The organism is Acinetobacter sp. YH01004 (assembly GCF_013420455.1).
GTDB classification, from domain to species: domain Bacteria; phylum Pseudomonadota; class Gammaproteobacteria; order Pseudomonadales; family Moraxellaceae; genus Acinetobacter; species Acinetobacter towneri.
Map to the genome: position 1 here is coordinate 66,470 of NZ_VOXZ01000014.1, position 13,887 is coordinate 80,356.

Annotated in this window: 13 protein-coding genes and 1 pseudogene; 9 read left to right on the forward strand and 5 right to left on the reverse strand. The window is 41.2% G+C overall.

Annotated elements, in window-relative coordinates:
• Positions 1–131 precede the first annotated feature (131 nt).
• Positions 132–785, reverse strand: coding sequence for an OmpA family protein (locus FTT71_RS10345; protein ID WP_004975301.1), 654 nt, complete (start codon positions 783–785; stop codon positions 132–134).
• A gap of 256 nt (positions 786–1,041) precedes the next feature.
• On the opposite strand from FTT71_RS10345, the gene FTT71_RS10350 reads away from it, so the two are divergent.
• The 6 genes from FTT71_RS10350 (at position 1,042) to FTT71_RS10375 (ending at position 5,450) form a co-directional block, all read left to right on the forward strand.
• Positions 1,042–1,968, forward strand: coding sequence for an acyltransferase (locus FTT71_RS10350; RefSeq protein ID WP_154320414.1), 927 nt, complete (start codon positions 1,042–1,044; stop codon positions 1,966–1,968).
• Positions 1,969–1,983: 15 nt separating this feature from the next.
• Positions 1,984–3,042, forward strand: a complete 1,059-nt coding sequence (locus FTT71_RS10355) for a hypothetical protein (RefSeq protein WP_004975298.1) — start codon at positions 1,984–1,986, stop codon at positions 3,040–3,042.
• Positions 3,043–3,185: 143 nt separating this feature from the next.
• Positions 3,186–3,911 carry a septum site-determining protein MinC gene (gene minC / locus FTT71_RS10360; RefSeq protein ID WP_004975296.1) on the forward strand — a complete coding sequence of 242 codons (726 nt, stop codon included), beginning with the start codon at positions 3,186–3,188 and terminating at the stop codon, positions 3,909–3,911.
• A 69-nt stretch (positions 3,912–3,980) separates the two neighbouring features.
• Positions 3,981–4,793, forward strand: coding sequence for a septum site-determining protein MinD (gene minD, locus FTT71_RS10365; RefSeq protein WP_096902697.1), 813 nt, complete (start codon positions 3,981–3,983; stop codon positions 4,791–4,793).
• A 2-nt stretch (positions 4,794–4,795) separates the two neighbouring features.
• Positions 4,796–5,068: a cell division topological specificity factor MinE gene (gene minE / locus FTT71_RS10370; RefSeq protein ID WP_178866985.1), complete on the forward strand. Its 273-nt coding sequence runs from the start codon at positions 4,796–4,798 to the stop codon at positions 5,066–5,068.
• A gap of 94 nt (positions 5,069–5,162) precedes the next feature.
• A complete protein-coding gene (locus tag FTT71_RS10375; protein WP_004975291.1) occupies positions 5,163–5,450 on the forward strand; it encodes a PA4642 family protein in 288 nt (95 codons plus the stop codon).
• Between the two features lie 130 nt (positions 5,451–5,580).
• Here the strand turns inward: FTT71_RS10375 and FTT71_RS10380 are convergent, their stop codons facing one another.
• On the reverse strand, positions 5,581–8,769 hold the full coding sequence (locus FTT71_RS10380) for a DNA translocase FtsK (protein WP_104853253.1): 3,189 nt from the start codon (positions 8,767–8,769) through the stop codon (positions 5,581–5,583).
• 341 nt (positions 8,770–9,110) lie between these two features.
• Here FTT71_RS10380 and trxB point away from each other — a divergent pair, with 341 nt between their 5' ends.
• From trxB to FTT71_RS10395, 3 genes are all read left to right on the forward strand, one after another.
• Positions 9,111–10,064 carry a thioredoxin-disulfide reductase gene (trxB, locus tag FTT71_RS10385; protein WP_167846209.1) on the forward strand — a complete coding sequence of 318 codons (954 nt, stop codon included), beginning with the start codon at positions 9,111–9,113 and terminating at the stop codon, positions 10,062–10,064.
• Between the two features lie 107 nt (positions 10,065–10,171).
• Complete coding sequence (gene aat, locus FTT71_RS10390) at positions 10,172–10,903, forward strand: leucyl/phenylalanyl-tRNA--protein transferase (protein ID WP_131261723.1); 732 nt, start codon at positions 10,172–10,174, stop codon at positions 10,901–10,903.
• 24 nt (positions 10,904–10,927) lie between these two features.
• Positions 10,928–11,743: an arginyltransferase gene (locus FTT71_RS10395; protein ID WP_131261724.1), complete on the forward strand. Its 816-nt coding sequence runs from the start codon at positions 10,928–10,930 to the stop codon at positions 11,741–11,743.
• Positions 11,744–11,783: 40 nt separating this feature from the next.
• On the opposite strand, the gene rimI is transcribed toward FTT71_RS10395, so the two are convergent.
• The 3 genes and pseudogenes from rimI to FTT71_RS10410 form a co-directional block, all read right to left on the reverse strand.
• Positions 11,784–12,242 carry a ribosomal protein S18-alanine N-acetyltransferase gene (gene rimI / locus FTT71_RS10400; protein ID WP_004975283.1) on the reverse strand — a complete coding sequence of 153 codons (459 nt, stop codon included), beginning with the start codon at positions 12,240–12,242 and terminating at the stop codon, positions 11,784–11,786.
• Positions 12,243–12,348: 106 nt separating this feature from the next.
• A complete protein-coding gene (locus FTT71_RS10405; RefSeq protein ID WP_180044250.1) occupies positions 12,349–13,230 on the reverse strand; it encodes a metal-dependent hydrolase in 882 nt (293 codons plus the stop codon).
• 502 nt (positions 13,231–13,732) lie between these two features.
• Positions 13,733–13,887: pseudogene (locus FTT71_RS10410) on the reverse strand (elongation factor Tu); the annotation flags it as partial.

The window sequence follows — 13,887 nt, forward strand, 5'->3', positions numbered from 1 at the left end:
ATCTCCGCCAAAGATGACTAATCTAAAATGCTACTTTAGACGTCATTGTCTATTTGCTGAGTAGACCCTAGAAATTGCTTGCATAAAAAAACCGCCCGAAGGCGGTTCTTTACAATCTATACAATGCCAGATTATTGGATTGCATAAATGCTGATTTCTACACGACGGTTTTGCTCACGACCTTCTGCAGTAGCATTCGATGCGATTGGGTTTGCAGCACCGTGACCTTGTGCATTAATACGTGAAGTTGATACACCACGGCTAGCCAAGTAGTTTGCAACCGATTGTGCACGTGCTTGTGACAATGGAATGTTGATTGCGTCGTTACCAGTGCTGTCAGTAAAACCTGTTACCAAAATACCGCTCTTGTTATCTTGGGTTAGCGTTTGCGCTACTTTGTCCAAGGTAGAATAGAAGTTTGGTTTGATGTTTGATTTGTTAGTATCAAACGTGATGTTACCCGGCATGATCAAGCCAACAGAACCATCGGCATTACGGTTTACTTCTACGCCTGTACCAGCCATTTGTTGACGAAGTTGTTTTTCTTTATTGTCAAGATAAACACCCGCAGCAGCACCCACTACAGCACCAATTGCTGCAGCACGGTTGTTTTGTGCACTTGTATTTGCGTTACTTTTAGAGACCCCATAACCTGCAGCAGCACCAATTACTGTGCCTAACGCAGTTTTGTCATATTCCATACCACCAAGGTTGTTACCAGTCGTTTGACAACCAGTTAAAACCATTGCCCCTACGACTGCTGCCGAAATTGCTAATGCACGCATGGCATGCCTCCTTACTTGTGTTTTGTTGTATATGCTGAATATTGAATGAAAAAATATACTTAGACCATTGATTTTTTGTTAATAAAAAAACTTTTACTTACAAATATACATGATCATGTACAAATCTTGGTATAACTTCATCACAATTTCTACACACTTTCACTTCAACACTTTTTTATTTTAAAAACAACATTTATATTGGAGTCATCTACAAACACGTGACGCATTGGACGATTTATCTTCAGGATTGATTTATATGTCATCGCAAGCAAAGAAACACCCTTTATTAAAAAAAATCACAAAAGGTCTCACCGTGGGTACAGTCATCACTGGCAGTACATTTTTTCACGGCCCTCCTGTGTTGGCTTTGGGCTTAACCAAACTGTTAAAGCAGTCACGTAAGGTCGATGAAACCAATATTCAAATTACCAACAGTTGGCTCAGTGTAAACAACTGGCTGATTGATCATGTATTACCCAATACCCAATGGGATATCAGCATTGATGAAGATTTGCAACTGAGCATGCAAGGTCGTTATCTCATGACCTGTAACCATCAAAGTTGGGTCGATACCACAGTAAATCAGTATTTTGGCTTAACCCGTATGCCATTGACCCGCTTTTTTACCAAGTGGGAACTGATCTTTATTCCCTTTGTAGGACAAGCCTTTAAAATTTTAGGCTTCCCAATGATGAAGCGTCACAGCAAAGCACAAATTGCCAAAAAACCTGAGCTGAAAGACCACGATATGGAAGAAGCGCGTAAAGCCTGCCAACAGTTATTAAGTCAGCCCTTTACCCTGCTGAATTATTTAGAAGGCACACGCTTTACCCAAGAAAAACATGATCAACAACAATCGCCTTATCAACATTTATTAAAGCCAAAAGCTGGTGGTTTAGCTTTGGCATTGAATATTTTGGGTGATCAAATTGATGCCTTGGTAGATATGACCATTGTGTACCCAGATGGCGTGCCGGGCTATAGCGAGTTTTGGTTAGGTGAGGTGCCGCGCATTGCGGTGAATTTACGCAAAATTAATATTCCAGATTGGGTGTTGGGCGGCAATTACGAAGATGATGCTGAATATCGTGAGCGTTTTCAGCAATGGGTGCATGAACTGTGGCTGGAAAAAGATCAATTGATTGAAAGCATGCAACAAAAACTTGCAGCTCCGACTGCATAACCATTCAGGTACGCCATGAAAAAGTCTGAAGAACCTGTCATCAAATCCTCTTTTCATCCCCTGCGTAAAGATTCATGGGGATGGAAAATTGCCTTGGCTTATGACTTGTTTTTGATGGGTTTAATCATCTTTAACTTGTTCTGTTTAAGTGCCAATGCCATTTTAATGAGTGATTTTGGCGAATGGTTGTTCGATTTTATTCGTCTACCTGAAATTTTACAGTTTTATCGAACAGAATTGCGCCCTTGGGTGGTGATTACCGAAGGCTGGTTTACCACGTTTTTAATTGTAGAGTTGGGCGTGCGTTGGGGTATTGCAATTATTTTCAAACATCATCAGCGTTGGTGGTTTTTCCCGTTTATTCACTGGTATGAAATTCTTGCAATTATTCCGCAATTGCGTTTTTTACGTTTATTACGTGCCATCGCGATTGGTTACAACCTGCATAGCCATGGCTATAAAGTCATTCCAGACAGTTGGTATAAACGCGGCAACTTTTACTACAACTTGCTAATGGAAGAACTGAGTAGCCGTGTGGTGCTCACGGTACTTAATGGTGTGCAACGTGAATTGACCACCAGTACCACTCACAAACAATTTATTGATGATTTGGTCGAGCATCATCGTCAATTACTCGCGATTGCCCTAGCCGATATTTTGCAGGAATCCTTAGGCAAAGAATTACAAATGCAGCGTCACATGATTGCGAAAAATGTCGGGTTGGTGGTGAATCAAGCCATTGAAGATACGCCTGAACTGACGCAATTGCTGCGCCTGATTCCATTGGTCGGTGGACGTATTGAACAGCAAATTCAAAGTATCGGACAACGATTGGGCGAAAATATCACCCAAGGTTTAATTGAACCTTTTGCACAGCAGCATCAACAAGTACAAAATCCAACTTATCAAATGATTGCTGAAAAAATTAGTCAGATTGAGATTGAACATAATCAGCATATTGATAAATTAGTGGAATCAGCGATATTTGAAAGTTTAGAAGCAATTCGCAAACAAGTAAAAGTTAAACAATGGCAACAAATTTTAAATGAAGGACAACAACACGATATTTCATAAAGGTCTTTCGATAATTTTAGCTAAAACAATGTGAAATATTTTTAGTAACTGAACTAGAGAATTCACCCAATTTGTTCTAGGATTTGCTCTATTTATAAGATGACTTCAACAACCAGCAAAGTTAGAAGTGTTAAGGAATTATTATGGCTGACATACGGATAAAAGGCAGATTGGTCAATGCGATTCGCATTAGCTTAGACACCAATGATCATGATGCGATCCGCCAGCAACTAAGCCCAATGTTGCAAAAATCATTTCCACCAGGGGTTTTGGTGGTCATTGAAAGTTCAGTCGAACAAGAATTGATTGCGCTAATTCAATTGCTAATTAGCCTAGAAGCACAGCCAATTGCTGTGACTGAAGGCATTATGGCAGATCAGGCACGTGCTATTCAGTTCCCTGTCATCCCGCAAGACCGTCCATTGCAGGAAGTGAAAGCCACCAAAGAACAAGTGGTTGAAGTAAAACCTGAACCTGCGGCAGAACAGCAACAGACGGAAAATCAAGTTGCTGAAACTACACCTGCTGTAGCGCATATTACGTCTTATCACGATGAAATTTTGCGTACAGGTCAATGCTTGGTACAACATCAGGGCGACATTATTTTAACCGCAGGCATCAACAGCGGTTCTGAAGTGATTGCTTCAGGAAATATACATATTTATGGTAGTGTACGTGGTAGAGTCATTGCCGGCGCGGGCGGGAATATTGCGGCACGAATTTTCTGTCATTCCCTAGAAGCAGAATTGGTATCTATTGCAGGCACGTATTGCGTGGCGGACGATATTCCTCAGCATGTGACTAAAAAACCTGTGCATATTTACTTAAATGATAACCAAGAGCTTGTATTTGAAGCTCTACAATTTTAATGTATAAATAATCACCAAAAATCCCCGAAAAAATATAGGGGAATTTAAACCATAACAGGAGTGGATTCGGTGGCGAAAATTGTTGTCGTAACATCAGGCAAAGGTGGCGTAGGTAAAACCACTACAAGTGCATCTTTTGCAACAGGTTTAGCCCTACGTGGTCACAAAACTGTTGTTATCGATTTTGACGTGGGTTTACGTAACCTTGACTTAATTATGGGTTGTGAACGTCGCGTTGTTTATGATTTTGTGAATGTATTAAATAATGAAGCGCGTTTACAACAAGCATTAATTCGCGATAAAGATATCGAAAACCTTTATATTCTTCCAGCTTCACAAACCCGTGATAAAGATGCCCTCACCGATGAAGGTGTGGCACGTATCATGGATGAGTTGGCACAAGAATTTGATTACATTATTTGCGACTCACCTGCTGGGATTGAGCGCGGTGCCATTCTTGCAATGTACCATGCCGATGAAGCGATTATTGTGACCAACCCTGAAATTTCTTCAGTACGTGACTCTGACCGTATTATTGGTATGCTTGACAGCAAAACCAAAAAAGTAGAACAAAACGAAGGTCGTGTGCGTAAGCACTTGTGTATCACACGTTACAACCCAGAACGTGCCGATAAACAAGAAATGCTAACCATTGACGACATTTCTAAAGATATTTTACGTGTACCAACTTTAGGCGTTATTCCTGAATGTAAGAGCGTACTTCAAGCATCTAACGAAGGCAAACCTGTCATTCTGTATAGCGATGCTGCTGCAGGTCAGGCGTATGATGACTTGGTTGCACGTTTCTTGGGTGAAGAACGTCCGTTTCGTCATATTGAAACAAAACCGAAAGGTTGGTTAGCACGATTATTTGGAGCGTAGACATGGCAGGATTTTGGAGCAAATTATTTAGCGGTGAAGACAAGACATCTAGCGCACAAACAGCAAAAGATCGCTTAAAAGTGATTGTTGCTTCTGAACAAGGTCTAGGTAAACGCTTAAGCCAAGACAAAATTGATCAGATGAAAAAAGAAATCATGCAAGTGGTAAATCGCTACGTGCGTGGTGTCGATGAACAACATATTCAAATGTCTGTGCGTTCAGAAGCCAATATTGAAATGTTGGAAATGAATATCAATTTGCCTGAAGAGCGATAATCTGAATACTGATTAGTCAAGCAAATTGAATCAGGGCAAAATAACACTAGTTATTTTGCCCTATTTTTTTCAAAAGAATATAAAGGAGATTGCCATGGCATTATCTCAACCTGCGACCTTTAACGAAGCATGGTCGGATGAACGTGTATTTGCCTATTTGAATCAACTTCCACCTGCAGGTGTGAATGCAGATTTTCACGTACTCTATCACGCATTTAAACACATGCGTCCAAGCGACTATGAACGTCTATTGACACAATTTGTTGCCGATGGTCGCGATGTCAATGCCACTAATCCTGAAGGTCAGCGTATTCACGATGTGATTGCTGAATTTCCACGTCAAAAAGATGGTTTTTTAGCCGTTTTAGCCAAGTTTGCTTAAACTGTTTAAACACAATCTCTGGCTAAATTCAGCCAAAAAGATTGAGTGTAAAAAGAAAAAATCCCGCAATTGAATTGCGGGATTTTTTTATAGCACTACTTGATTCAAAATCAAACAGAAAGTGAAAGCTTTACACTAAAATTTCACGTTTCCCATTTGCTCCTTGCTCGCTCACAATGCCTTGCTCTTGCATCTGATCGACAATACGTGCCGCACGGTTATAGCCCAAGCTAAATTTGCGCTGTAAAGATGAGGTCGACACTTTACGTGTTTCCAAAACAAATGCTACACACTGATCATACAACACATCACGGTCTGGACTGCCTTCACCATCTTCAAAACCACGTGAAGATGGTTCTTCATCAAATGGCGTCAAGATTTCATCGACATAGTCAGGATCGCCACGCTCACGCCACGCATCACAAATACGGTTGACTTCATCATCCGAAATAAATGCGCCATGCACACGTTCTGGCTCAATTTTACCCGGCCCTAAAAATAGCATATCACCATGACCAAGCAGGTCTTCTGCACCGCCCGCATCCAAGATAGTACGTGAGTCAATTTTCGAGTTCACACGCAAAGCTACACGGGTTGGAATGTTGGCTTTAATTAGACCTGTGATCACATCCACCGATGGACGCTGAGTTGCTAAGAGTAAGTGAATCCCTGCTGCACGTGATTTTTGTGCCAAACGGGTAATCATTTCTTCCGCTTTCTTGCCCACTTGCATGATCATGTCTGCAAACTCATCTGCCACAATCACAATAGATGGCAATGGTGTTAAACGCGGTGCACGTTCTTGCGTTGCTGAATCTCCCGGCTTCCAAGTTGGATCAATTAAATCTTCACCATTGGCAATAGATTCTTCAACCTTACGGTTATAGTCGCTTAATTTACGAATTTTCAGGAAAGACATTAGCTTATAACGACGTTCCATTTCATTGACACACCAATTTAAAGCGCTGACGGCATCTTTCATATCAGTCACTACAGGCGTCAATAAGTGTGGAATATCGTTATAGTTGGCGAGTTCCAATTGTTTCGGGTCAATCAAAATTAAGCGTAATTGATCAGGCTTGTATTTCAGCAACATCGACAAAATCATCGAGTTCACTGCTACTGATTTACCTGAACCCGTTGTCCCTGCTACGAGCATGTGTGGTGCTTTGCCCAATTCAGTAATCACAGGATTGCCTGAAATGTCTTTCCCCATCGCCATAGATAAAATGCCGTTTGGATCTTCAAAAGCAGGCGTTTGTAATAACTCAATCAAACGTACCATTTCACGTGAACTATTCGGTACTTCAATGCCAATATACGGTTTGCCCGGAATCACTTCGACCACACGTACCGATGCCATCGACATTGAACGCGCCAAGTCACGAGAAATATTGGTTACTTTTGAAGCTTTGACCCCAGGTGCCAAATCCAGCTCAAAACGGGTCACGACAGGACCAGGCTGTGCTTCAACCACTTTGGCTTTGACATTAAATTCCTGTAATTTAATTTCCAGCAATTCCGACAAGCGCGATAATTGTTCTGCGGTGAAGTTCACTTTTTTGTTTGGATCGACTTTATCAAGCAAATCCAAACCCGGTAATGGCGATAAATCACGACGTTTTTCTGCAACCTGCATGGCGCGTGACATCGGACGACCATGTGCATCGGTCAGCGGCGCATCAAAATCAAAGTCATCTTCGTCTAGTGGTTTGCCTGCGGTTTCCTGCCAAGCTTCGATAAATGCTTCTTTGGATAACGCCACTTTTTCTGCTTGTTCAGCCTGTGTAGCAGTCGCTGCGTTTGCCATCACTGCGGCAGTGGCTGCCGTCTGAATAGGTGCCTGAACAAAAGCAGAACTTTGTGCATAGCTACTGGTACTACGCGCTACAGGCGCTTGATCTTGAAATGCATCTTGCTGTAACTCATCACCCAAAAGATCATCCACCAACAAGTCATCTAAACTGTCTAAATCATGCTGCAAATGGCGCTCTTGGCGTACAGCATGATTTTGCGTATTCGAAGCACTTGACGATGGCGGGTTAAAATCTGACTCAAATCTGCTGAGATCATCGTTAAAATTGTGAGCCGTAGGATTCGAGTGCGGATGCACTGTTTCTTGCTGGGTCACAGACTCATCTAAAGTATCCATTGCCCCGCTGTTTTGGAATGGGCTGTGTAAATCACTTGCAGCTTTGCCTTGCGGAACTGCTGCGAGCAATTCATCAAAAATTTGATCATCATCCCAATCTAACGAAGATTTTGCAGTGGCTTGAGATGCCGTAGATGCAGGACGCACTTCATCAAAAGGATTCGATTGTAGATGTGGCTCTGGTTCTTCAGAAGCACGTAATAATGCATGAATGTCTTGGTTATGCTGACTGTCGGTATTTTCTTGTAAAGCACGCCACACTTCGCCTGTCGCAACAATACGCTGGCTGTCTTGTTCTAAGCGATGCGCCTTTTCGATGGTTTTTTCTAACTCAACATCATCAATTTCATCTTGCACCAATAGCTGTTGCTGCGCCTGTTGCTCTTCTTCTTCACGTTGCTGCATGTGATTAAACATACGCTCTGCCGCAGGATGTGGCGCAGTTGTTTCAGCTTCTTTCGCCTGTGCAACCACGGGTTCACTTGCTGCTTCTAAATCAGTTGATGCCACTTCAACAGCAACCACAGGTGCAGCAGCGACAACGGTCTTTTTCACCTGTGGTGTAGAACGGTCAAAGTCAGATTCTGCTTCAGGTACATTGCGATAGAACAAATCTTGCAGATAAGCAGGTGTAGCTTTTAAAGTTGCCCACGTTCTGTTCCACTTCACCCCAAATGCGAGGGTAAATAAGAAAATCCAAAAGACGACTAAAAAAAGTGTTGCTCCATAAATGGTTAAAATTTGCGATAAACTTTTCCCAAGTTCAAAACCAATGATGCCGCCTGAGGCATTGTCTAACGTATCGGCAGGTACTTGCCAAAATAAATACAGCAAACTTGCTGTTGCCAATAAAATGAAGAATTGTGCAGCATAACGAAATGGACGGTTTAAAAAACTACGTGGCCACCAGACTTGTAAGGCTTCAATAAAAAAATAAGCAGGAAGAAGCAGACTCGCCCAACCTAAAAAGCCAAACAGTAAATCGGCAATCCACGCACCTGCGATTCCACTCGCATTTGAAACCTGTTGGGTGTCACTGGAAATGTGCATCCAACCTGGGTCAAATGGAGTATAGGTCACCGTTGCAAGGAACAGATATATTCCAAAAGAGACCAAAAATAATGTCGCTATTAAGCGATGTGCATAAGCACCCGACACCGCAGTCATATATTGTCCTGTCGCCAATTCTTCATCAATGTTTTTTGTTTGTTCGATGGTCTTAAAAAGCCGCCTGATTCGGAGCGTCTGTATTTCATTTAGCTGTGTCATTTAAGTTGCATTTCACGATGCAAGCTTCACCACACAGCAAGCTATAAATTATAACAGACCTTCTATTATGCATGTGTTGCCTAGAAAAAGATGCAAGATTATTGAAGTGTGTTGTTAACTTTTTCTATATAGCTCAAATCGATTTACATGATCAGTAATATCAACTTTAATCACACAGCAAACTCATCCTGTTTCACGTATAATTCCATAAATTTCTAAATAAAAAAAGGATGCTGTGCATGAGCGCTCGTCACTCACGTTTAATTATTTTAGGTTCAGGCCCTGCAGGTTATAGTGCTGCAGTATATGCTGCACGTGCCAACTTAAAACCGACTTTAATTGCAGGCTTACAATTGGGTGGTCAACTCACCACAACTACGGAAGTTGATAACTGGCCAGGTGATCCTGAAGGTTTAACAGGCCCAGCGTTAATGGAACGTATGCAAGCTCATGCGGAACGCTTTGGCACAGAAATCGTGTATGACCATATCAATGAAGTAAACCTGAATGTGCGCCCATTTGTACTCAAAGGCGATATGGAAGAATTTACCTGTGATGCTTTAATCATTTGCACAGGTGCGACTGCACAATATTTAGGTTTAGAATCTGAAGCAGCATTTATGGGTCAAGGCGTAAGTGCCTGTGCCACCTGTGATGGTTTCTTCTATAAAAACCAAAAAGTGATGGTCGTTGGCGGTGGTAACACGGCTGTTGAAGAAGCATTATACCTGTCTAACATTGCATCACACGTGACATTGGTGCATCGTCGTGATTCACTTCGCTCTGAAAAAATCTTGCAAGATCATTTATTTGCCAAAGAGAAAGAAGGCAAAATCAGCATTCTTTGGAACAACCAAGTTGATGAAGTCTTGGGCGACAACACAGGCGTAACTTCAGTACGTTTAAAATCAACCACTGATGGCTCTACTCAAGATGTTGATGTGTCTGGCTTATTCATTGCGATTGGTCACAAACCGAATACAGGCATGTTCGAAGGTCAATTGAACTTGCGTGATGGTTATATCCAAGTACAAAGCGGCACTTCAGGCAATGCGACTCAAACTTCTGTGGCTGGCGTATTTGCTGCAGGTGATGTGGCCGATTCAATTTATCGCCAAGCGATTACTTCTGCAGGTTCAGGTTGTATGGCAGCTTTGGATGCAGAAAAATATTTAGATGCACTTGGTGAATAATTTAGTGACCAAGTTTAAAGACCGCTCTCCTTGAGCGGTTTTTTTATCACGGCATTTTTAGGTATGATGAAATCAAGTTCATCGTAAAACTTCATACGGCAATTGATATGCACACGCTCCCGGCTTCACAATTCATTTTCCCCGATCCCATTGAAGTTGATCCTGAGGGTGAAGGCTTGATTTGTGTAGGTGCAGACCTTTCCCCTTCAACCTTATATGAAGCCTATACACATGGCTTATTTCCATGGTTTTCAGAAGGTGATCCTATTTGTTGGTGGAGTCCTGAGCCACGTTGCGTAATTATTCCGCAACATTATCAGCCGAGTAAGTCTTTAATCCGCAACATGAAAAAAATAGATTATCGCATTACTATCAATCATGCCTTTGAACAAGTGATTCGCAATTGTGCCTTGCCCCGTAGCTACGCCAATGATACTTGGATTTCTGAAGAGATCATTCAAGGTTATTGTCAGCTTTTTGCAGCAGGTTATGGCTATAGTTTAGAAGTTTGGGAGCAAGATAGTTTGGTCGGTGGTTTATATGGAGTCAGTATTGGCAAAGGCTGTTTTGGCGAGTCCATGTTTAGCCATCGTACCGATGTCTCCAAAATGGCATTTTATAGTTTGATGCTGCTCGGACAAGAACAACAATTGCCTTGGATTGACTGCCAATTGGTCAATGACCATTTAATCAGTCTCGGAGCATGTACACTTTCTCGCCAAGACTATCTTAAATCGTTACAAGATGTTGTAAAACAACCTGCAATCAATTGGAAAAAATATCAGGACAGTGTATTTTCAAGTAAAACAATAGCGCAGTATGCGCGCCTACTTGAATGACAATAACAGAGAGGGATCTTGACAATGAATTCATATCACCCAAAATCCCTGCTAAATGATTTGCAGTATTACATTACTCCGCCGCATGATTGCAGCTATTTACCTGAAAAATCTGCGCGGATGGTTTTTTTAGATCCTGCACATAAAATTGATGTGCTGACTTTGTCTGAACTCTCTCGGGTCGGTTTTCGTCGCAGTGGCGATTTTGTCTATCGTCCTGAATGCCATTTGTGCCGCCAATGCCTTTCTTCACGTATTCCTGTCGCTGAATTTAAAATGAACAGCACGCAAAAGAAAGCTTGGAAACGCAATCACGATTTACAGATCAAAATCACCAAGCCACAAGATGCAGGTGATTTGCATTATGCGCTGTATGAACGCTATATCAATGAACGACATGCCGATGGCGATATGTTCCCTGCCAGCCGTGACCAATTTGAAAAATTCCTAATCCACAGTTGTACCAGCAGCTTCTTTTTAGAGGTTTGGCAAGATGATCGCTTAATTGCAGTATCGACCTGTGATTATTTAGATGATGGTATTTCTGCGGTCTATACCTTTTTTGACCCAGACGAAAGTCGTCGCTCACTCGGAACATTTGCGGTATTAAAACAAATTGAACAGGCACAGCATTTGGGACTGCAATATGTTTACTTAGGTTATTGGGTACCACATTCCAATAAAATGAACTATAAATCGCAATATGTGCCCCTTGAGCTACTGCTTGATGGTCAATGGCGACGCATTAACCGCAGCCTAAATACCGATGAGGTGCAGCAATTGGGAAACTCCTTAATGACCACGCTGCCCTTAGGCTGGAATAACTCCATCATCAAATAAAAATGTAATGATGCAATACTGATTTTTGCATCGATCAGATTCACTTAAACAAACTGGCAAAATCATCGCTACAAGATTTCACCATAATAATGGCATGCTCCCGTGTGCCATCCGTTTTAGGATAATAATTTTTACGTAAATCAATTTGATGAAAACCTGACTTTTCATACAGGGCTATCGCAGCTAAATTACTTTCACGTACTTCTAAAAAAATCTGCACAGGTTGGTTTTTCAAACCTGCAATAGAATGTTCTAGCAGTTGATAACCTAAACCTTTGCCTTGCTGACTTGGATGCACCGCCATCAACAACAAATTTGCTTCATCCAACACAGGTTGCAAAATACAAAAACCCACCACTCTCCCTGCATGTTCAATCACGGTACTGTGATAACTCTCTACCGCTTCGGCAAATTGTTTGGCACTCCACGGATGACTTTGTACCAAATTTTCAATCGCAACCACATCGGCGACATCATGGGCTTGCATTAAACGAATCATAAGAAATGATCTTGTGCTGTTCTAAGATGTAGGCATTATAGATTTCACGACAAAAAAATCGAGCAAAAAAAAAGGCAACTTACGTTGCCTGACCAAAAGGAAAAGTTTAAAAGCCTAATTTAGCTTTCCAAGTATTTAATAATGTTGTGGTATCAAAATCGTTAGGATGAAAATTCGGTTTGAAATAGAACAACATTTCTTTGCCCATGCCTGTAATAATCCCTTTAGATGGACTATAGGCATAACGATAAATCATGCGTAAATTTTCCAAATTCAACTGCTTGTCTTGTTTTAGTAAACGCCACAAAAAATAGTTTTGTACAAAAAATAAAGTCAGCATCGAAATAACCAAAGAACTTGTACGTAGTGCATAGGCTTTCAGACCTTTGCCAAACACACCTTCAAATACATCATACGCAACAGCTTTATGTTCGTTTTCTTCAATCGCATGCCACAACCACATAGTTTTCATGGTGTCATCGGTCATCAATTCTTGAATATGTGAATTGGTCAATAATTGTGAGGCAATCGTAGCTGTGAAATGTTCTAGCGCAGTGGTCGCAGTTAAATCTACCATTTTCTGTGTAATGCCAATCGGTTTAGCCAACTTTGCCATAAATTTGCGTGTAGTTTGAATCACAGTATCTGTATAACAATCCAAAGTATCAACATCATGCCCAAATTTCTGTGCAGAGGCATTAAAACCGACATGCTCATGCGTGTGCATGGCTTCTTGTCCAATGAAGGCACTGATTTCTTTCTGTAAATCTACATTGTCTTTCAGCATTGGGTGATAACGCACAGCACGTACACTGTCTATAAAGAACTTCTCACCTGCAGGAAATAACGCAGATAATGCAGTCATAAAATGCGTTAGACCTGCATTACCATTCATCCAATATTCAGGTACAGCATCAAAGTTGAAATTCATTCGACGGACAGGAAAACTCGCCCCTGCACGTTCACTAATACTCACTTTAGCATTCATGTTGCTCACTCCTGAGGTTACAACAATGAAGTCATTCATTTCCTGTAACCCGCTATATTTTTTATTTTTCGGTATGAGTTCATATTACGGTTTTCTGTGCAGTATTTAAGTGCAGTTAAGGACAGTGAGTTGTCAGTTCAGGACATGAGGAATAAAAAATAATGATAAGTGAAATTATTTTTTGTGACGCAAGAGTAAAAAATAGACAATGAAATTATTTTTACGACGCAAGAGTAAAAAAATAGACGATGATTTTTTATGACGTAAGAGCAAGAATAATTAGACAGCAAAATTATTTTTATGATGTAAGAGAAAAAAAGGCAACTAAACCGCAGCAAAAGAATGTTCATAAAATGGTTTTAGATTGATTCAAGGTTTAAAGAACAGCTATTTCATCCATCAATACAGTAGGACAAGCTTTCATCCATCTGGAAACTAGCGCACAAAATACAGCCATAAAAAAAGCGCCCCAAATGGAGCGCTTTTTCACACTATAAAGTGATTATGCTGTTACTTTAGCAACAACACCAGCACCTACAGTACGACCACCTTCACGGATCGCAAAACGTAGACCTGGGTCCATTGCGATTGGGTGGATTAATTCTACTGACATTTCAACGTTGTCACCTGGCATTACCATTTCAACGCCTTCTTTCA